Raw genomic sequence first — 18,479 nt, forward strand, 5'->3', positions numbered from 1 at the left:
GAATACGGCTCCGTAACAACGCACACCGGTTCGAGCGCGCAAGCACTCAAATACACAACCATAACCGGTGTCGGGTCTTGGAGCGGGGGTCTTTAAAAACCCGGTTTCAGTCTTTTTCTATGGTGCACTGCAAGGGGTGCTGGTTCTGGCGCGCAAGGTCCATGACCTGAGACACCTTGGTCTCCGCCACCTCGTATGTGAACACACCGCACACGCCCACACCTTTACGGTGGACGTTGAGCATGATGTCCGTCGCCTCATCCCGATTCTTCTGGAAAAAGCGTTCCAGAACGTACACCACAAATTCCATGGGTGTGTAATCATCGTTCAGCATGAGCACTTTGTACATGGCGGGTTTGCGGGTTTTGGGCTTGGCCCGCACCACCACGCCAATTTCCACATCATCCCGATCCGAATCCGTTCCCTCATCACGCCGCGACGGCCCGTTGCCTGTATGCAGAACAGGGAAATGAAACGAGGCCATAGCAACCAAACTCCCGAGGCAGGGTGAAAAACGTGAGGTGTTCCTTACCACCATATTGGCAAAGCCAAAGTACAATAAAAGTGGCAAGAGTGACAGAATAGCTGGTGCACGCGGTCAAAATGGGCCCATGCGCCATATTTATGCCACACACTGGCACAACATGACGAAAGAGACCGGACACGGATTATTTGGATTCCATGCCTCCGGGTTCCAGTTTTTTGCCGCCACGCTCTTGCGATTCCTAACAGTAGGCGGAATAGTGCTCCATACGGCACAGGTGGGGGTAGCAGTGGCAGACAAACCGGCGTTACGGCAGATGGCGGAACACAACAGACTAACGTCTGGCAGCACAAAAAATCTGCGTTTGCGTAAATGGACCGCACGACTTGCCGGTGTAACGCTTGCCGCCTTTACAACCGCCAGCCATGCCCATGCCCAGTATGCCGGGCAGATCAGCTCTATTGTCATGGATGCCAATACCGGGACCGTTCTCTCCCAGACCGACCCGGACCTGCGCCGCTACCCAGCCAGCCTGACAAAACTGATGACCCTGTACATGACCTTCAACGCCCTGCGCGCTGGAGCTATATCACTCACCCAGTCCGTGCCGGTCTCCATTCACGCATCCACTATGGAACCCTCCAAACTCGGTCTGGTTCCCGGCTCCCGGCTGACGGTTGAGCAGGCGGTCCTTGCACTGGTCACCAAATCCGCCAACGACGCCGCCTGCGCGCTGGGCGAGTTGATCGGCGGGGGGAGCGAGCCACAGTTTGCCGCGATGATGACCCAGCAGGCCCATGCCATTGGCATGTCCAAGACCCTGTTCCGTAACGCCTCGGGCCTGCCGGACCCGGACCAGATGACCACAGCGCGGGATCTCGCTACCCTCGGCCGCCGCCTGATTGCTGATTTTCCCGAATACTACCATTACTTCGCAACGCCTGCCTTCCGCTTCCATGGTCGCTACATTCCCAACCATAACCCCATGCTCAAGGTCTATGCCGGGGCAGATGGTATGAAGACGGGATACACGCAGGAAGCAGGGCGCAACCTTGTAACCTCGGCCCTGCGGGACAATGTGCGTCTGGTCGGCGTGGTTATGGGTGCGTCCAGCAACACCCAGCGTTCTCTGGTAATGGCCAACCAGCTCGACCACGGATTTGATGCCGAAGGTGTGGCCCCCGTGGCCCGCCCGCTTATTGTGGCACAGGCAACCAGCAACCAGCGCCGTCGCAGCCACCGTGGCGCGCTGATCATGGCGGCAGCCAACCACCGGCACTCCCCGCTGGAAGTGGCGGAAGCCCCCGCCACACGCCACCGCCACGCAGCTATTACCAATGTCAGCCACGGCCACCATGCAACGGTTATTGGGGCCAAGGTTCACACCATTTCCACCCCGTCCATCCGCCGCAGCACGGTGCGGCATAATGCCGCACACAACCGCACCTGAACATTTTCTGGCCATTTAGGCGGCTCGTTATAACCAAAGCGGGTTGCCTTTGTGGCCTGCACTCTTCATCTTGCTGCTTTCTCAAAAGCACCAACAACGATGAGGAAGTGCAGAATGGCGGGCAGAGGCGGAATCGTTCTCCATACCGAAGAAGACTTCAAAAGCCTGCGTGCGGCGGGCCAACTGGCCGCCGCTACGCTGGACATGATTACGCCTTACGTCAAACCCGGCGTAACCACGGGCGAACTGGACCGCATTATTCATGCCTACACGCTTGAGCACGGCGCCACACCCGGCCCGCTGAACTACCGTGGCTACCCCAAGTCATGCTGTATTTCGGTCAATCATGTTGTGTGCCACGGCATTCCGGGCGACCGGCCCCTGATTGAGGGCGATATTGTCAATATTGACGTCACCCCCAAGCTGAACGGATGGTTTGGGGATACCAGCCGCATGTACACCGTGGGCAAGGTGTCCATCAAAGCAGCCAAGCTGATCACCACCACCTATGAAAGCCTGATGCGCGGCATTGAAGTTGTACGCCCCGGTGCAACGCTGGGCGATATTGGATACGCCATTCAGAGCCACGCAGAAAAACACCGCTACTCCATTGTGGAGGATTTTTGTGGGCATGGCATCGGGCAGGTTTTTCATGCCGAACCGAACATTCTGCATTACGGTCGCCCCGGTGAGGGGATGAAGCTGAAGGCAGGCATGGTGTTTACCATTGAACCCATGCTCAATATTGGCAAACCTGAAGTGAAAATTCTTGAAGACGGCTGGACCGCTGTCACCCGCGACCGCTCCCTGTCCGCCCAGTTTGAGCATATGCTGGCAGTAACCCAGACGGGGTACGAAATTTTCACCCGTTCCCCCGCAGGCTACGACTGCCCGCCCTACCCGACCAAAGGATAAACTCCATGCAGGCCGCCCCCGCCACGCTCTCCTCCCTTGTTGTGCGTCACGTGGTACTGGCGGCCTTTTGCCTAAGTGCAGGGGTCATGCCCCTGCCCGCACACGCAGCGCCCGTTGCCGACCCACTGGCCTATGGTGGCACGCCCTCTGCAACAGGGTCTGTTGTAGCCCCGGTTGCGGGGCAGCACGGCATGGCGGTTTCCGCCCAGAGGCTGGCGTCCGAAGTTGGCGCGCGCATTCTGGCCAAAGGCGGCAACGCGGCCGACGCGGCCGTGGCCATGGGGTATGCGCTGGCCGTTGTGTACCCTGCTGCGGGTAATCTGGGGGGCGGCGGATTTATGATGCTCCGCCCACCGGGCAAGCCTTCGATCTTTTTCGATTTTAGGGAAAAAGCACCGTTGGCCGCAACGACGGACATGTTTTTGGACAGTAAGGGCAATGTCATTCCCGACCTGTCCGTTCTGGGCTGGAAGTCCGTTGCCGTGCCCGGCACGGTTGCCGGGCTGGAGGCCGTGCACAAGCGCTGGGGCCACCTGCCACGCAAGGTGGTCATGGAACCCGCCATAACACTCGCGCGCAACGGATTTGTGCTGGAGGAAGGCGATGTACAACTCCTGAACACCTCGACCGCCGCCTTTGCCAAAGACCCTTACGCACGCAAAATTTTTCTGCGCGCCGATGGCTCCCCTCTCCAGCCCGGTGACAGGCTGGTGCAAAAAGAGCTGGCGCATTCGCTCGAACTGATCGCACAAAACGGAGCAGATGCGTTTTACAAAGGACCGATTGCCGCCAGTATTCTGACCCAATCCAAAGCCCATGGCGGCATTTTGCAGGCCGAGGATTTTGCACGCTACCAACCCCGCGAACTTGCCCCCATAAGCTGCGCCTACCGTGGATTACTGGTGGAAACCGCACCACCTCCCAGTGCTGGCGGCATAGCCCTATGCGAAATGCTGGAAATTCTGGCCGGGTATGACATGCACACCCTTGGCCTGCACTCCGCCCCCGCTCTCCAGCACGAAATAGAGGCCATGCGCCACGCCTATTCCGACCGGCGGGATCTTGGAGATCCGGCTTTTGTCCACAACCCGGTCAGCAGCCTGCTGGACCCCGCTTATATTGCCAGCGTACGCGCACACATCCCCTCCGACCGGGCCGTCCCTTCCGCCGATCTGCGCGCAGGCGTGGCCTCGCCCGAAAAACCGGAAACCACGCAGTTTTCGGTTATTGACCAAAGCGGCTTTGCCATTTCCACCACCTACACGCTCAACGGCTGGTTTGGCGCCAAGGTCATGGGCGGAAATACCGGGATTGTCATGAATGACGAGATGGATGATTTTTCCATCAAACCCGGAGCGCTGAACATGTTTGGCATTCCCGGCAGCGTGGCCAATGCCATTGCACCGGGCAAAACGCCCCTCTCCTCCATGGCTCCCACCATTGTCTCACGCAATGACAAGCCGGTCATGGTTATTGGTAGCCCCGGTGGGTCGCGCATTCCCACCATTGTGCTCTCTATCATTCTGGGTGTGGTGGATTATGGGCTGAACATCCAGCAGGCCATAGACCTGCCCCGGCTCCACGAACAGTGGATGCCACAAAGCGTGGAGGTGGAGGCAAACGCCCTGACCCCACAGGTGCAGCAGACGCTGGAGCAGGAAGGATACAGCTTTGTCCTGCATGCTCCATGGGGCATTCCCGAAGGGATTCTGGTGGGCGGCCCCAGCCTGAACAGCCACGGACCTGCACGCTTTTATGGCGGGTCCGACCACCGCCACCCCGGTGGTGCGGCCATAGGGGAATAACCCTCCCCCTGTAGCTACACCTACAGGCGGTCCAGAGTATGGGTGGCCCCTTGCGGGTCACGCACCTGCTGGTTGTTCACAATATAATCCGGCCCAAGGGGCACTTTGCCGTACCCGCCGGGAATATCCAGCACGTAAATGGGCCAGGCCAGCCCCGTAACCCGTCCGCGCAGCCCCGCCAGCAGACGTTGCCCCTCCTCCACCGGCACATGAAAATGCGCCGTACCCGGAGCGGGGTCGAGCTGGTGCAGGTAGTACGGGCGCATACGGTTTTCCACCATGGTGCGGAACAGGGCCTCCAGCGCATCCTCGCTATCATTCACGCCGCGGAGCAGAACAGACTGCCCAAGCAGGGGAATACCCCGCCGGGCAATGCTGCGCAGGCTGCTCCGCGCGGCTGGGGCCATTTCCCGCGCATGGTTTATGTGCACGGCCATCCACATGGCTTTTTCTGTTTCCAAAGCGTCCAGCAATGCGTCCGTCACACGTTCGGGGGCAGCTACTGGCACGCGCGTATGCACCCGGATGGTGGTCACATGCGCCATAGCCGAGAGGGCCTGCACAATCTCCCCCAACCTCCGAGGCGAGAGCATAAGCGGGTCACCCCCGGTCAGAATCACCTCCCTGATCTGCTCATGCGTGCGCAGCCAGTCCAGTGCGCGGCTCAGTGCCTCTTCATCCAGCACACCGCCATCTGGCCCCACATGTTCACGCCGGAAGCAGAATCGGCAGTATAACGGGCACACCAGCAGGGGTTTAAGCAACGCGCGGTCCGCGTAGCGGTGCACAATGCCGGGCACGGGGGAGAGTGCATCATCCCCGATCGGGTCAGACCGCTCTTCGGGGGCCACCACCAGTTCCTGCGTGGAGGGAACAACCTGCACCCCGATCGGGTCATCCGGGCTTTGCATCAAAGCAGCAAAGGCCGGGGGGATAGCTGTGGCGTACTGCCGGGCAATGGCGTGCAGGTCCGCCTTTTGCGCGGACGTGGCCATACCGGCGGCAATCAGTTCATCTGGGGTGCGCAGCGTTCGGCTGGTCGCAAAAGGGGGCTTGACCGGGGAAGACATGTACCGGCTCTACTCTGCCCATGTCTGTGTCTGCAACATCTCATCTGCCCTCTGGTGGTCCGGACCCTGAGCGTATTCGTGACCGGCTGCCATTTTTAATCCGCCGCAACCTGACCATGCGCGGCGTTCGTGCTTTTCTGGAAGCCCGTGGCTGCGTGGAGGTGGAAACCCCCTGTGCTGTGCCCACTCCGGGGGAGGAAGTGCATTTACTGCCCTTCCAGACCGAGCGGGAAACGCCCGATGGCCAGCGCCACACGCTGTTCCTGCATACAAGCCCCGAATTTGCCATGAAGCGGATTGTGGCGGCCACCGGGCTGCCGCTGTTCCAGTTCGCCCGCGTCTGGCGCAATGGCGAGGCCAGCGGCACGCACGCCCCCGAATTTACCATGCTGGAATGGTACCGCCCCAACATGGCCCTGCCCGGCCTGATGGACGAGACCGAAGCCCTGCTCAAGGCCGTCCTGCCCCCAACAGTGCACCGCAACGCCTGCACACTGGACCTGAGCCAGCCCTTTGAACGGCTGAGCATGGAAGACGCCTTTCGCCGCCATGCGGGCGTGGACCTGCTGCCCACACAGGGCAACGCACAGGCACTGGCCAATGCCGCAGGCTGCTCCTTGCGTAATGGCGAACAGTGGGAAGACCTGTTTTTTCGTTTATTGCTGGAGCGAATCGAACCCGCCATTGGCCAGACACGCCCCACGTTTTTAACGCACTGGCCCGCAAGCCAGGCAGCACTAGCCCGTAAGGACCCCTCCGACCCGCGCGTAGCCCTGCGCTTTGAGCTGTACGCGGTAGGCATGGAACTGGCCAATGCGTTTGAAGAACTGACCGACCCGGTGGAACAACGCCAGCGTTTTGCGCAGGACAGGGCCGAACGCCGCCAGCTTTACCCCACCCGCCCCACATGGCCCATGGACGAAAAACTGCTCCACGCCCTGCCTCATATGCCCCCCTGTTCGGGCATTGCGCTGGGCTTTGACCGGCTGGTCATGTTGGCCAGTGGCGCGCGCCATATACAGGATGTCTTGTGGATACAGGATTAGTCTGCAACATTTAGCCTTAACAGGTGTTTTTTGCTCATCTTCCATCAGTACGATGAATACCGCAGGCGTATTCCACCAAGGGGCAAGTCGGTGCCATGACATACGCAAACAAACTTTTACTGGTCGGGCTTCTGGCCCTCGCCGCCTGCCAGGTTCCCAGCCCGCAGGAACGCCGCAAACTCGATTCCATGATCGGGCGGCCAACCGTGGACGTCATCCGGACCTTTGGCGTGCCTACGCGCCAGTTCACCACAGGGGATCATACCTTTCTCGCCTACATCACGCAGGAGACCGACTACACCACCATGCCCATGGGCGGTGGCTGGGGGTATGGTCCGGGTTGGGGTGGCGGCTGGGGCGGCTACGGTGGCTGGGGTGGTTATGGCGGCGGCTGGGGCGGTGGTGGCTGGGGGGGCGGCATGAGCACCGCCTACACCTATAGCTGCCAGACCAATTTTGAGCTGGTGAACGGTGTTGTCATCAGTTGGACAATGCGTGGTGACGGCTGCTAGACTACCCGCGCCATGCCGTGCCTCCTGACCTGTCTTTAGTTCCCTTTATGCCATGACTGTTCAGGAGGTCTGCTTGCATTCCCATCCACCACGCCATGCACCATTACGGTGGCATGGGCTTGCAGCGCCCCGTGTACTCGCGCTGGCAGGCATGATTGTATTGGGGGGGTGCCAGCAAAGCTCTGCCCGGCAGGACACATACTTAACGCCCATTTCCACCTGCTCGTATATGATGCCAACAGTCTCTGGCACACGCACCTACACCCGCGGGCGTAGCGATGCGTCTGCCCCCGCGACCAACCAGAAAAACCCGGTTGATAGTGCTGTGGCCTACAGCAACCCACAAACGCCAGCCTTCTGCGATCGCCCGCTGTCAGACACATTGCGGAGCTCCATAGAACTGGCTGACTACACCCATCTGCTGGACAGCACGGGCCTGTTTGCCACCTTGCAGCAGGCTGGCCCCTTTACGGTTTTTGCCCTGCCCAACAATGCGCTGGAAACCTATAATGCGCAAAATAATGACCGGTTACTCAACCCGGCCAACACCAGTTCTGTGCGCACAATGCTGGGCTATACGATTGTAACCGGCAAATGGCCCCACAAGGCTTTGCGCGCAGCAATGGATGCAGCCCCCGGCCACAGCCTGTCACTCCCAACCCTGAGTGGGCGGAACCTGACCATCTGGCTGGACCCACAAACCGATCAGATCATGGTGGGCACACCACATGGGTCCAGCAGCCAGCTGTGGGTTATGGGTATTCCGCAGTCCAATGGTGTGCTGTATTTTACCCGTTCGCTGCTTCTGCCCCCCACGGCGCAGGCGGCTCCGCTCTCCCCCGCCCCTTAAAATCGGGTAGGGCTACGGTTCTGCCACTAAGGCACGGGTTTTTATGGGGTAGGGCCTAGAGCGCCCACTGGGCGGGGTCATCCCACCAACTGGTTGCGGGCATGACAAAATCCACATCACACCCAACCAGAGCGGTAGCCTGTTCGGGTGTTGCGGCAAACGCTACGGCTGGCAGTTCCATCATCATGCACCACCACTGGGCCAGCGCCAGAACAGCCTGCGTCTCTTCCGCTCCGTCTGGGGCATCGGGGGCAAAACAGACGTAATCCGCCCCTTCTTCCCCCGCGCGCATGGCATCGTCACGGCCACTGCCTACGGTCACACCCAGTTGCAGTTCATCCCCGATCTGGCGACGAACATCCCGCACACTGGCTGCCACATAGGACCGGGACAGATGGACCCCATCACACCCGCTCTGTACGGCCAGTTCCGGTGCATCTTCGAGCATAAGGGCAATACCCTTATCCTGCACGAGCGGACGGATAACCCCGATCACGGCCATAGCAGCATCGGGAGCCACCCCACCGGCCAGACGCAGCAGCAAAGCGGCTGGCTGGTGGTGGGCCAGACGCTGCTCCAGCACGGGCAAAAATGCATCGGCGTGCAAAAGTGCAGGTGTTACAAGATAAAGTTCCGACACTGCGGCTATCCTTCCCGCACAATGCGCGCCTGCATTGTTCAGTTCTTGAAGATGGTGATGATCTGGTCGAGCAGGGCCAGCGCTTCCGCCTTGGGACGCTGGAACACGTTACGACCGATAATGGAGCCAAAGCCGCCACCGTCATGAATGCCCTGAATGGTGGCCAGCAGGTTGTCCGTACCGGTGTGTTCACCACCGGAGAAAATCACAATCCGGCGGCCAGCAAAGCTGGACTGCACAACATGGTTGATGCGCGCGGCAAGGGTTGCCACATCCACCTTGTTCTTTTCATACACAGGCTTGCAGGCGTCGAGAGCCACAACATCGGTCGGGGGTTTGACCTTGATGATGTGCGCACCACACAGTGCTGCCATATGGGCGGCATAAGCGCAGACGTCCACCGCTGTTTCGGCCTTTTTGTCCAGCACCGGACCGCGCGGGTAGCTCCACGCAATAACGGCCAGACCAACGGACTTGGCTTCAGCCGCCAGTTCGCGCAGTTCTTCCATCTGGTCGAAGCAGTATTCGGAACCGGGGTAAATGGTAAAGCCAATGCCAGCACAGCCCAGACGCAGCGCATCCGCCACGGTGCCGGTCACGGCCTGATCTTTTTCCGTCGCAAGGCTGTTGGAGCTGTTGCACTTGAGAATAAGCGGAATTTCGCCTGCAAAGGTAGCAGCGCCACATTCCAGCATACCCAAGGGGGCGGCGTAACCGCTCAGCCCGGCTTCAATGGCGAGCTGGAAGTGGTAGTGCGGGTCGTAGGCGGCCGGGTTGGCAGCGAAAGAGCGGGCTGGACCATGCTCAAACCCCTGATCCACCGGCAGAATGACCATTTTGCCGGTTCCACCGAGCTTACCTGCGTTGAGCAGACGGGCCAGATTGGTCTTTGTACCGGGGTTATCGCTCTCATACTGGTTGAGAATAGCCTTAACCTTCGGGGTCAGCGTCATGTGGAACAGTCCTTCTTTTGCCTTGTGTCCGGCACATTATTTTCCGGATGCTGGTGTTGGCAATAACCGTGGGCGAAATACCCGACAAGAGACGATATGGCACTTAACGGCATGATAAGGTTAAATGATGGCGGGCGTTGTGACAGAAGTGTGGCGTTTTGCTGTGCGTACAAGGCCCGGACCGTCTCATATTGTGGGTTTTGCGGGCGCAGAATGGCAGCTTGCTGGCCACAACGCAACGCCATGAGCGCACCAGCAGGACTACTGTCACAATCGAGCACATGCACAAAGGCCCGGCTGGCCGATTCTGCCACGCTGTCCATTAAGGCATGCCACCAGCCAGTCCCCATGTACGCCACCGCGCCACAGGGCGAAAGCAGGCCAACGCATCCGCCATACCCCGCCATGTCCGCCGCAGCCAAAGCCATGTGCGCGCCTGCATGGTCACACACGCACACATAGCGGATACACGCGGGAGAAGATGAGAAAAGTGGCCTGTTTTCCGTGAGCATGCTTGACGCGATCGCTTTTGCGGGTGATTCCTTACCCCAAGAGAAGGGAAAAGGAATGCAGGATCAAGACGTGGAGCCGCACGCACCCCAAGGCAACAGCTATGCCAGCATGCACACCCGCGCAAGACCTGCGGAAGAGTCCATCACCCGTCTGGACCGTGCATTGCAACGCATTTCCTTTGCTCTTGATAAGCAGCAGCAGAAAAAACAGAACCGTCCGGAAACCAACCAGCAAGAACTGCTGGCCAACATAGATGCACTGATCATGCGTGTGCGTGACGTGCTGGACCAGACGGCCCAAACCACACCCGGCCATGACCCGCACCCGCCCCGGCATGAGGAAGAGAACTGACCCATGGCGCTTGTATCGGTTCATATTAACGGCCACAGCTACACTGTTGGGTGCGAGAACGGGCAGGAACGCCACGTTCAGGCCATGGCGCATCAGGTGGAACGCCGTGTGCAGCAGGTCCGCAATCTGGGTTTTAGCGGCGAGACGCGCCTGCTGGTGCTGGCCGCCCTTCTGATGGCGGACGAAATTCAGGACCTTTCCGGCAGCAAGGTGCCCGAGAGCACGGCCATGGCCGCACTGGAGGCCGAGCGCCTGCGGGCGGAACTGGCCCTGACCAACAATCGGCTGGCCGATCTGGCGGACACTGCGGAATCTCTTGCAGCGGAGATAGAGCGCGCCTACATAGAAGAGGCGGGGCTGCCCGACGCGTGAGGCAAGTCATCCCCTGGGCCGATAAGCACTTCCTAGGGAGCTGGCTCTGTTGTGGCCCTGGTCACATTACCCGGTGCCCACCTGCACTAGCAGGTCCTGGAGGTTGAAAGACCCACGGTCCATGGTGGCTCCGCACATTCCCCCCCCATGCAATGACCCACCTGATATTGCACTGCGCAAAAAAGCCCTGCGGGTCCAGTGCGCAGCGGCTTTGCGCGCACGTGACGTGGAGCGCGATCAGGGGATTATCCACCAGCTTGAACCGTTGCTGCGCGCGCATGCCGGCCCCATTGCCTGTGTGTGGCCCCTCCCGCACGAGGTGGACCTGCGCCCGCTCTGCCATACGCTGGCACACACGGGCATAACTGTGGTGCTCCCCCAGACACCCCCACGTGGCGCGCCACTGGTTTTTCGCCAATGGCACCCCGACTCCACCATGCTGGCAGGCCGCTTTGGCACGCACTACCCCGATGGCCCGATTATGGAACCCGCACTGGTGCTGGTCCCCCTGCTGGGGTTTGACCGCGCAGGGAACCGCCTTGGCTATGGGGGCGGGTATTATGACCGCACACTGGCCGCCCTGCCCCACGCGGCAAGGATAGGCTATGCTCCCTCCACACAGGAGGTGGCACACCTCCCCTGCGGCCCCCATGACCAGCCCCTGAACTGCATTGTAACCGAAAAGGAGGTTATTCGTTTTGGCTAACCCACTCCCCCGCACAGCGCGAAGGACCCGCGCGTGAGAATTCTGTTTTTGGGCGATATTGTCGGCCGCACCGGGCGCGATGGCGTTCTCTCGCACCTGAGCGCCCTGCGCGCGCAGCTTGGGCTGGACCTTGTGGTGGTCAATGCGGAAAACGCAAGCCACGGTTTTGGGCTTTCCCCCGCCATTGCCACCACCCTGCTGCAAAGCGGAGTGGACGTGATTACACTGGGCAACCACGCCTGGGACCGCCGAGACCTGATCGGCCATATTGACGGTGAACCCCGCATTATCCGCCCGCTCAACTACCCCCCCGCAACACCGGGGCAGGGGAGTGTGGTTGTAGCTCTGGCCGACGGGCGCAAGGCGCTGGTGGTCAATGTAATGGGCCGGTTGTTCATGGACCCGCTGGACGACCCCTTCCGCTGCATGAACGAACTGCTGACCAAGCACCGCATGGGGGTTACGGTGCATGCCATTGTGGTAGATATTCATGCCGAAGCCACCAGCGAAAAATGGGCTTTTGGCCATATGCTCGACGGCAGGGTATCGCTTGTTGTGGGTACGCATACCCATACCCCCACCGCAGACCATCGCATTCTGGCCGCGGGCACGGCCTTCCAGACCGATGCAGGCATGTGCGGGGACTATAACAGCGTAATCGGTATGACCAAGGAACCCGCTGTTGCCCGCTTTGTACGCAAAATGCCCGGCGAGCGGCTCCAGCCCTCCGAAGGAGAGGCCACGATCTGCGGCATTATGGTGGAAACGGATGATGCAACCGGCCTGGCCCGCCGTCTGGCCCCGTTACGGCAGGGTGGGCTGCTGGCCCAGACCATGCCGGATTTTTAACACCCCGGCACACGCGCCCATATGCCCCCGGTCGCATATCAATGCGACCGGGGGGGTAAAAAGCTTACTTCGCCAGCGCGTTAAATGCCTGCACGGCGACCTGCGTGGCCACGGTTAGCGGATGTGGCAGAGCGTCCAGCGCAAACCACCCCAGACCATCGTGCTTATGGGGTTCGCACAGATACGGCTCCCCCCGCACCGGCCCAACCGTGTAAACAGGGGCTACCCAATGCGTGCCCACGGCACGGTCGATCTGGTCCACTACGCATAACAGGGGACCGGCCTGTAGCTCCAGCCCGACCTCCTCACGCACTTCACGCATGGCGGCCTGTGCTGTGGTTTCAAACGGGTCCACCTTGCCACCGGGCAAGCCCCAGCACCCGGCTTCGGGCGCTTTGACACGACGGATCAGTAGCAGGCCCCCATCACGCAGGATAAAAGCGCCACACCCGACGGCTGGCTGCATGGACTACCACACCAACCGGTGCACGGCTGCCGTTGGGCGCAAGCCAGCCGCACTGGCCTCGGCCGTAGCCAATGCCATGTCGTTCCCGATCATTTCCTGATGGATGCCACCCAAAATCCACAGACTGTCCACGCCAACAGCGGCAGCACCTTTAATGTCGGTCCCCAAGGCATCCCCAATCGCCAGAATGCGCGAACGGGGAACATCCAGCATATCGAACACCGGCTGGTACACGCCGGGGTATGGCTTGCCGATCCAGCATACATCCCCCCCCTGTTCGGCATAGAATGCGGCCAGAGCACCCGCGCAGATCTGCCGGTTCCCTCCCTTGACCACAACCCGGTCAGGGTTGGCGCAGATCATGGGCAGATTACGGGCAAGGCAGGCGCGCAGTTCGGGCAGATATGGCTCCAGCGATGCCACGCCACGCTCCAGATCCGGCCCTGTGTTCATAACAAAATCGGCCTGCCCCACATCCGCCACGCGCTGGATGTTCAGTCCTTCGTAAAGGCCAAGGTCATGCACACCACCAATATGCAGCACCTTGCTCCCAAGGCGGGCAAACAATGGGTCTGTCCTGTCCTTCATCTGGCGGTGGGTTTCCTGCCCACTGGTCATCACCCCATGGTACAGGCTGCGGTCTACGCCAAACCCTTCCAGTTGCGTGGCAATAACTGCGGCAGGACGGGGCGCGTTGGAGAGCATGACAACGCGCTTGCCTGCCTTATGCAACGCGCGCAGGCACTCTATGGCACCGGGGTACGGATTGACCCCATCATGCACGGTGCCCCACAGGTCTATGATATATCCGTCATACTGGCTGGCCAGCGCTTCCAGCCCGGCAATCTGCGGGACTGTCCAGTTTTTTACGTCGCTCACAGGTCCACCACACGCACATCATCCAGCGTTTCTATGCCTTCAACCCGCATGATCTGGAGCATCTCCCGCTTAAGACGGCCGATCAGGGCCGGTCCTTCATACGCAAACGCGGTGTAGACCTGCACCAGATCGGCTCCAAGGCGGATACGGTCCAGAATATCCCGCCCGTGTTCGATCCCCCCGCAGGAGACGAGCGCCAGACGGCCTGCGGCAATGCTGGCAACAATACGCAGCATCTCGGTCGAGCGGGTGGCCAGCGGACGGCCGGAAAGACCACCGGACTCGCCCTTATACGGGCTGCGCAGGCTGTCGGGGCGGGCCAGTGTGGTGTTGTTAATGATCAACCCCTGCGCGCCACCCTGTATGGCGGCTTCCACAATAGGGGCGATTGCGTCGTTTTCCAGATCGGGAGCCAGCTTGACCAGCAGCGGGGGGCGTTCTGCGTGGCGGGCGGCAATGGCGTCCAGAATGCCCTTGAGCTTTGCGGCATCCTGCAACCCGCGCAGACCCGGTGTGTTGGGGGAGGACACGTTGAGCACAATGTAGTTCACATACGGCTTAACCCGCGCCACAAGGGCGGGATAATCGCGCTCGGGGTCCGCACCGGTTTTGTTAATGCCGATATTGGCCCCCACGGGCACACCCGCACCACCGGCACGGCCAGATGGCAATGGCCGGGTCAGGCGCGCAAGACGCACGGCAAACCGGTCGATCCCCTGATTATTGAACCCCATGCGGTTGATGACCGCCCGGTCCTCCTCCAGCCGGAACAGGCGCGGCCTGGGGTTGCCGGGCTGCGGACGGGGGGTCACGGTTCCCGCCTCGACAAACCCGAAGCCCAGCCGGGCAAGTGGTCGCAGCACGCGGGCGTTTTTATCAAACCCCGCGGCAATACCAATAGGGTTGGAAAACCGCATACCCAGCGCGCGCGTGGCAAGGGCCGGGTCATCCTCGGGGCGTTTGAAGGGAACGGAAATGCCCAGCGTAAGGGCATCTATGGCAAGCTCATGCGCTTTTTCGGGGTCAAGCTTGCGCACAAGCGGCAGGGAGAGGGATGCTAGCACTGACATACCTTTTGTACTGCCCCAAGCCGCCCCCTAAGGAAAGAGAAAAAACCAGCCCGGTGAGCACACGATTATTCCCCAAAGTTTTACTTGCAATTAAGAGTGATTCTCATTTAATGATCCTCCATGAGCGATAGCAAGGGAGGGAGGCACCGCCTCCGGATCACGTCATGCATCATACACCCGTCTACCTTACCGATCTGGCCGCCAGCGAACGGCTGACCCTGTGGACCATCCGCCGCCTTGCTGGTGCGCCACCACCATGCGGTGCAGTGCCCGGTGCATCGGGTAGCCTGTTCCTGCCCTGCTTCCGGCAGGAGTTCATGGCCGTCTCCCAGGCTTTTCAGGACGCGCTGACAGATATGGCAGCGCACGAAATGCCCGCTCTGGATATTTGCGCTGGCAGCACGCTGGCCGTGACCGAAACGGAATATAATCTGCTACTAGCAACCGAAGCCGCACAAAACGAGCGGGAAACGGACATGCAGGCACTCCTGAGCCCCCTGCTCCCCTTTGCGCGCCTGCGCCAGCGTATGGTGGCGGCCCTGACCACACTGGGCGCATGCCTTGCCGGGGCGGGCTACTGGCTCTCCCACCATGCGGCACGCCCCTTGCAGCAGCCTGTGGCCATGCCGGGCATGAGTCGCGCTGCGTACCCGGCAACCGCCGCCCTTTCGGTCGCGCGCTGGCATGATCTGGATATGAGCGTTGCCCATTCGTGGCGTCAGGCATCCCGCCGCAGCACTTTTGCGCCTTACAATCTGGGCTGAACGGCACTGACAGACCCAGACTCTGGCTCTGCCCCGCACACCTGCTCAACTGGCCAGTCTGCTCCATAAGCCCCAGCCCTTGGGGGGCGCGAGGATGGCGGATCAGCCATACATATTTGAAGCAATTGTAACCGTTCTTGTTATGTTCCATTGTGGCGCAATCCATGCCATAATGGTTGGGCCATGCCTACGCCCATACGCCGCATTATCCATATCGACATGGACGCATTTTATGCCTCCGTTGAACAACGCGACAACCCGGCCCTTAAAGGGCGACCGGTTGCCGTGGGTCATTGCCAGGAGCGTGGCGTTGTTGCCGCCGCCAGCTACGAAGCCCGAAAATTTGGCGTGCGTTCAGCCATGCCCTCCCTTATTGCGCGGCGCAAATGCCCCGAACTGGTTTTTGTTCCCCCCCGGTTTGATGCTTACCGGGCTGTATCGGCCCAGATTCATGCCATTTTTGCCCGCTACACACCACTTATACAGCCCCTCTCCCTCGACGAGGCCTATCTGGACATCACCCACCCTCTACTCCGCCGCGCTTCGGCTACAGCTATTGCGGAAGAAATCCGGGCCAGTATTTTTGAGCAAACCGGGCTGACCGCTTCTGCCGGGGTGTCCTACAATAAATTTCTGGCCAAGCTGGCGTCTGATCATCGCAAACCCAATGGATTGTTTGTTATTCCGCCGGGGATGGGGCAGGCCTTTGTGGCCCCTTTGCCAGTGGGCACATTCCACGGTATTGGCCCAGCCACCGCCCGACGCATGAATGGTCTGGGCATTCATACCGGGGCAGACCTGCGTGCCTGCGCGCTGGATATTCTCAAACACCATTTTGGCAAGGCCGCCACGTTCTACCATGGGATTGCCCGTGGGGTGGATGACCGGCCGGTCGAAGCCAACCGTCCACGAAAATCTTTAGGTAAAGAAACAACTTTTCTACAAGACCTGCATGCAGAATCCGAGCTTGCACAAGCTATGGATACACTTGTGGCGCAGGTCTGGGCTGGTTGTGTGAAGCGCGAACTGAGCGGGCGCACGGTTACGCTCAAGCTTCGCCATGCGGACTTTACGCAACTCACACGCAGCCAGTCCTTCCCCCACCCCATCAAAAACGAGGCCACCCTGCGCGAAGCCGGGAGCAGGCTGCTGGCCCCCCTGCTCCCCCTTACAAAGCCCGTACGGCTTTTGGGGGTATCGCTTACCGGGCTGGTTCTGCCGGGTCAGCCTGCGGCGGATCGCCAGCTTTCTCTGCTGCCGTAAGGACGAATCGCAGCACAATCCACCGCCAGACACAAATACGGACAATACAATTTCAAAACCGTTTTGATATCACAATGACGATACAGTAAATATTTTACAAACATCTAAAAATATATGAAAAATTGCATATTATGTAAATTAATATGGGAAAAACCATACTATCATTACATACAGATACACTTATTTTGATCACGCACACATCTTTACACCCGCGACAATTCGGGGCAACCGATACGGTTCCAATATAAAAGACTGAACTCCTTTAAGGTTTGGCTGAATGACCGTGCCCCCCTCCTCGCCCCCAAAGACCGTTGCCACTGGCACTGCCACAAGAGCACACAACCACCATGGGCTGGGCCAACAACTCAGGCATATGCCTTTTCCACACCAGAATACGGGCACAGACACACCTCACCCAACGAGGGTAGTCTGATGCGAAAGATGAAATTCCTTTTGGCCCGTCCCCGTCAGTCTGGTAGCACACATAATTGCTTCCATGCGCTCCTTGGCCTGCCTTTACTGGCCGTTATGACCGCCACCGCTCAGGCTGCGGATACAAATAACAATACAACCATTGAAGAGCAGAGCATACAGGAAGAAAAACCCCAGTGGTACACTGGATCCCTTGTCTCCCCCTCCGGGGCCATGACAAAAAAAGGCATGATCGCGTGGGAACCTTACATGACCTACAGCCAGCCAGTGGGGCAGTTCAACAGCAACGGAAGCAGCCAACCGCTACACCCGAGGCAGAAGGCTGTTAGCAACTTTACGTTGTATAAATACTCAATTACGGATTCCGTCAGTATTCAGCTGACTCCTGTCATCAGCTACCGTTGGAAAAAGGGAGACAACACCAGCAGCGATCTAAAATTTGGTGATCTGCCCGTAGACCTGATGTGGCGTTATGTCGATGCAGATCCCAAACGTTACATTCCTGCCCTGAGTATTTTTGCAGGTATGGCCATGCCCACCGGGGACTATAACAGGCTGGGCCGTGCGCAGGACGGCGTGGGGGCTGGCGCTTATACATTCCGCCTGGCCCTGACCGAGCAATCCACCTACACCCTACCCGGCCAGCATGAACTGCGGTTACGTGTATGGAGCACCTTCCGCCGCGCGGTCACCACTGCACATCTGCACGACGTAACAAGCTATGGCACATCATCTGGTTTTAAAGGCCGGGCACAACCGGGCATGTATGGAGAGAGTGGTTTTTCCCTTGAGTTTGGCATTAACCAGAAGTGGGTTTTGGCACTCGATCTGGCGCGGGACTGGGCCAACGGCGCACACCTGCGCGGTACAACCGCGACAGGCAAAAAAGTGAACAGTCTGTCCGAAGCCTCCGGCGACTGGCAGATTGCCCCAGCGATTGAATATAACTGGTCACCCCGCTTTGGAGTTATTGCGGGCGTTTCCACTTACTTTGCTGGCCATAACACTGGTTTTGATATATCGCCCCAAGTTGCGTTCAATAGTGTTTTCTAATGCCGTGGCGAATAGAAAACAGGGTGATCACAACTT

Annotated in this window: 20 protein-coding genes, 1 other RNA gene and 1 pseudogene; 14 read left to right on the top strand and 8 right to left on the bottom strand. The window is 59.6% G+C overall.

Translation table 11 applies throughout. From position 1 onward, the window contains the following. Positions 1–106 precede the first annotated feature (106 nt). Positions 107–484, bottom strand: coding sequence for an ATP-dependent Clp protease adapter ClpS (clpS, locus tag GOB86_RS03730; protein ID WP_165991040.1), 378 nt, complete (start codon positions 482–484; stop codon positions 107–109). Positions 485–800: 316 nt separating this feature from the next. On the opposite strand from clpS, the gene GOB86_RS03735 reads away from it, so the two are divergent. From GOB86_RS03735 to ggt, 3 genes are all read left to right on the top strand, one after another. Further along, positions 801–1,934, top strand: coding sequence for a D-alanyl-D-alanine carboxypeptidase family protein (locus GOB86_RS03735; RefSeq protein WP_165991109.1), 1,134 nt, complete (start codon positions 801–803; stop codon positions 1,932–1,934). Positions 1,935–2,048: 114 nt separating this feature from the next. Then, entirely contained in the window at positions 2,049–2,849 is an 801-nt protein-coding gene (map, locus tag GOB86_RS03740) for a type I methionyl aminopeptidase (protein ID WP_165991041.1), read from the top strand. Between the two features lie 5 nt (positions 2,850–2,854). Next, the gene (gene ggt, locus GOB86_RS03745; RefSeq protein WP_165991042.1) at positions 2,855–4,654 is read left to right on the top strand and encodes a gamma-glutamyltransferase; all 1,800 of its coding nucleotides are present in this window, start codon (positions 2,855–2,857) and stop codon (positions 4,652–4,654) included. A 20-nt stretch (positions 4,655–4,674) separates the two neighbouring features. Here ggt and GOB86_RS03750 read toward each other — a convergent pair whose 3' ends face one another. Beyond that, complete coding sequence (locus tag GOB86_RS03750; RefSeq protein ID WP_165991043.1) at positions 4,675–5,724, bottom strand: lysine-2,3-aminomutase-like protein; 1,050 nt, start codon at positions 5,722–5,724, stop codon at positions 4,675–4,677. Between the two features lie 20 nt (positions 5,725–5,744). Here GOB86_RS03750 and epmA point away from each other — a divergent pair, with 20 nt between their 5' ends. The 3 genes from epmA (at position 5,745) to GOB86_RS03765 (ending at position 8,132) form a co-directional block, all read left to right on the top strand. Beyond that, positions 5,745–6,770, top strand: coding sequence for an EF-P lysine aminoacylase EpmA (gene epmA / locus GOB86_RS03755; protein WP_165991044.1), 1,026 nt, complete (start codon positions 5,745–5,747; stop codon positions 6,768–6,770). A 95-nt stretch (positions 6,771–6,865) separates the two neighbouring features. Further along, a complete protein-coding gene (locus GOB86_RS03760) occupies positions 6,866–7,282 on the top strand; it encodes a hypothetical protein (protein ID WP_165991045.1) in 417 nt (138 codons plus the stop codon). A gap of 73 nt (positions 7,283–7,355) precedes the next feature. Continuing rightward, on the top strand, positions 7,356–8,132 hold the full coding sequence (locus tag GOB86_RS03765) for a fasciclin domain-containing protein (RefSeq protein ID WP_165991046.1): 777 nt from the start codon (positions 7,356–7,358) through the stop codon (positions 8,130–8,132). Positions 8,133–8,187: 55 nt separating this feature from the next. Here GOB86_RS03765 and GOB86_RS03770 read toward each other — a convergent pair whose 3' ends face one another. Genes GOB86_RS03770 through GOB86_RS03780 form a run of 3 tightly spaced genes read right to left on the bottom strand, consistent with a single transcriptional unit; the run spans position 8,188 to position 10,153 of the window. After that, positions 8,188–8,772 carry a thiamine phosphate synthase gene (locus tag GOB86_RS03770; RefSeq protein ID WP_165991047.1) on the bottom strand — a complete coding sequence of 195 codons (585 nt, stop codon included), beginning with the start codon at positions 8,770–8,772 and terminating at the stop codon, positions 8,188–8,190. A gap of 38 nt (positions 8,773–8,810) precedes the next feature. Continuing rightward, a complete protein-coding gene (locus GOB86_RS03775) occupies positions 8,811–9,725 on the bottom strand; it encodes a class I fructose-bisphosphate aldolase (protein ID WP_025827857.1) in 915 nt (304 codons plus the stop codon). Next, a complete protein-coding gene (locus GOB86_RS03780; RefSeq protein ID WP_165991048.1) occupies positions 9,722–10,153 on the bottom strand; it encodes a hypothetical protein in 432 nt (143 codons plus the stop codon). The genes GOB86_RS03775 and GOB86_RS03780 overlap by 4 nt, the downstream gene beginning before the upstream one ends. Before the next feature lie 139 nt (positions 10,154–10,292). Between GOB86_RS03780 and GOB86_RS03785 the strand changes: the two genes are divergently transcribed. The 5 genes and pseudogenes from GOB86_RS03785 to GOB86_RS03805 all read left to right on the top strand — a co-directional run bounded on the left by GOB86_RS03785 (position 10,293) and on the right by GOB86_RS03805 (position 12,516). Beyond that, positions 10,293–10,589: a hypothetical protein gene (locus tag GOB86_RS03785; protein ID WP_165991049.1), complete on the top strand. Its 297-nt coding sequence runs from the start codon at positions 10,293–10,295 to the stop codon at positions 10,587–10,589. A gap of 3 nt (positions 10,590–10,592) precedes the next feature. After that, positions 10,593–10,796 (top strand): annotated as a pseudogene (locus GOB86_RS03790) (cell division protein ZapA); the annotation flags it as partial. Between the two features lie 144 nt (positions 10,797–10,940). Next, a non-coding RNA gene (gene ssrS / locus GOB86_RS03795) (6S RNA) lies at positions 10,941–11,096 on the top strand. After that, a complete protein-coding gene (locus GOB86_RS03800) occupies positions 11,083–11,667 on the top strand; it encodes a 5-formyltetrahydrofolate cyclo-ligase (RefSeq protein ID WP_165991050.1) in 585 nt (194 codons plus the stop codon). Before ssrS ends, GOB86_RS03800 begins: the two co-directional genes overlap by 14 nt. Positions 11,668–11,700: 33 nt before the next feature. Next, the gene (locus GOB86_RS03805) at positions 11,701–12,516 is read left to right on the top strand and encodes a TIGR00282 family metallophosphoesterase (RefSeq protein WP_165991051.1); all 816 of its coding nucleotides are present in this window, start codon (positions 11,701–11,703) and stop codon (positions 12,514–12,516) included. Positions 12,517–12,580: 64 nt separating this feature from the next. Here GOB86_RS03805 and GOB86_RS03810 read toward each other — a convergent pair whose 3' ends face one another. From GOB86_RS03810 to GOB86_RS03820, 3 genes are read right to left on the bottom strand one after another with little or no spacing between them, the layout of a single operon-like run. After that, positions 12,581–12,982 carry an NUDIX hydrolase gene (locus GOB86_RS03810; RefSeq protein ID WP_165991052.1) on the bottom strand — a complete coding sequence of 134 codons (402 nt, stop codon included), beginning with the start codon at positions 12,980–12,982 and terminating at the stop codon, positions 12,581–12,583. A gap of 3 nt (positions 12,983–12,985) precedes the next feature. After that, on the bottom strand, positions 12,986–13,861 hold the full coding sequence (locus GOB86_RS03815) for a TIGR01459 family HAD-type hydrolase (RefSeq protein ID WP_253543697.1): 876 nt from the start codon (positions 13,859–13,861) through the stop codon (positions 12,986–12,988). Further along, entirely contained in the window at positions 13,858–14,931 is a 1,074-nt protein-coding gene (locus tag GOB86_RS03820; RefSeq protein WP_165991053.1) for a quinone-dependent dihydroorotate dehydrogenase, read from the bottom strand. The genes GOB86_RS03815 and GOB86_RS03820 overlap by 4 nt, the downstream gene beginning before the upstream one ends. Positions 14,932–15,095: 164 nt before the next feature. Here GOB86_RS03820 and GOB86_RS03825 point away from each other — a divergent pair, with 164 nt between their 5' ends. The 3 genes from GOB86_RS03825 to GOB86_RS03835 all read left to right on the top strand — a co-directional run bounded on the left by GOB86_RS03825 (position 15,096) and on the right by GOB86_RS03835 (position 18,443). After that, a complete protein-coding gene (locus GOB86_RS03825; RefSeq protein WP_165991054.1) occupies positions 15,096–15,695 on the top strand; it encodes a hypothetical protein in 600 nt (199 codons plus the stop codon). A gap of 183 nt (positions 15,696–15,878) precedes the next feature. Beyond that, positions 15,879–16,958, top strand: a complete 1,080-nt coding sequence (dinB, locus tag GOB86_RS03830; protein WP_165991055.1) for a DNA polymerase IV — start codon at positions 15,879–15,881, stop codon at positions 16,956–16,958. Between the two features lie 528 nt (positions 16,959–17,486). Beyond that, the gene (locus tag GOB86_RS03835) at positions 17,487–18,443 is read left to right on the top strand and encodes a transporter (RefSeq protein ID WP_242012492.1); all 957 of its coding nucleotides are present in this window, start codon (positions 17,487–17,489) and stop codon (positions 18,441–18,443) included. Positions 18,444–18,479 lie beyond the last annotated feature (36 nt).

The organism is Acetobacter lambici, assembly GCF_011516885.1.
Lineage (GTDB): Bacteria > Pseudomonadota > Alphaproteobacteria > Acetobacterales > Acetobacteraceae > Acetobacter > Acetobacter lambici.

Coding starts and splice junctions, on each gene's coding strand:
- GOB86_RS03820 (WP_165991053.1), bottom strand. CDS start 14,931: ATGTCAGTGCTAGCATCCCTCTCCCTGCCGCTTGTGCGCAAGCTTGAC.
- GOB86_RS03810 (WP_165991052.1), bottom strand. CDS start 12,982: ATGCAGCCAGCCGTCGGGTGTGGCGCTTTTATCCTGCGTGATGGGGGC.
- ggt (WP_165991042.1), top strand. CDS start 2,855: ATGCAGGCCGCCCCCGCCACGCTCTCCTCCCTTGTTGTGCGTCACGTG.
- GOB86_RS03800 (WP_165991050.1), top strand. CDS start 11,083: ATGGTGGCTCCGCACATTCCCCCCCCATGCAATGACCCACCTGATATT.
- GOB86_RS03825 (WP_165991054.1), top strand. CDS start 15,096: ATGCATCATACACCCGTCTACCTTACCGATCTGGCCGCCAGCGAACGG.
- GOB86_RS03775 (WP_025827857.1), bottom strand. CDS start 9,725: ATGACGCTGACCCCGAAGGTTAAGGCTATTCTCAACCAGTATGAGAGC.
- GOB86_RS03760 (WP_165991045.1), top strand. CDS start 6,866: ATGACATACGCAAACAAACTTTTACTGGTCGGGCTTCTGGCCCTCGCC.
- GOB86_RS03750 (WP_165991043.1), bottom strand. CDS start 5,724: ATGTCTTCCCCGGTCAAGCCCCCTTTTGCGACCAGCCGAACGCTGCGC.
- epmA (WP_165991044.1), top strand. CDS start 5,745: ATGTCTGTGTCTGCAACATCTCATCTGCCCTCTGGTGGTCCGGACCCT.
- GOB86_RS03835 (WP_242012492.1), top strand. CDS start 17,487: ATGACCGCCACCGCTCAGGCTGCGGATACAAATAACAATACAACCATT.
- GOB86_RS03785 (WP_165991049.1), top strand. CDS start 10,293: ATGCAGGATCAAGACGTGGAGCCGCACGCACCCCAAGGCAACAGCTAT.
- clpS (WP_165991040.1), bottom strand. CDS start 484: ATGGCCTCGTTTCATTTCCCTGTTCTGCATACAGGCAACGGGCCGTCG.
- map (WP_165991041.1), top strand. CDS start 2,049: ATGGCGGGCAGAGGCGGAATCGTTCTCCATACCGAAGAAGACTTCAAA.
- GOB86_RS03780 (WP_165991048.1), bottom strand. CDS start 10,153: ATGGCTTTGGCTGCGGCGGACATGGCGGGGTATGGCGGATGCGTTGGC.
- dinB (WP_165991055.1), top strand. CDS start 15,879: ATGCCTACGCCCATACGCCGCATTATCCATATCGACATGGACGCATTT.
- GOB86_RS03735 (WP_165991109.1), top strand. CDS start 801: ATGGCGGAACACAACAGACTAACGTCTGGCAGCACAAAAAATCTGCGT.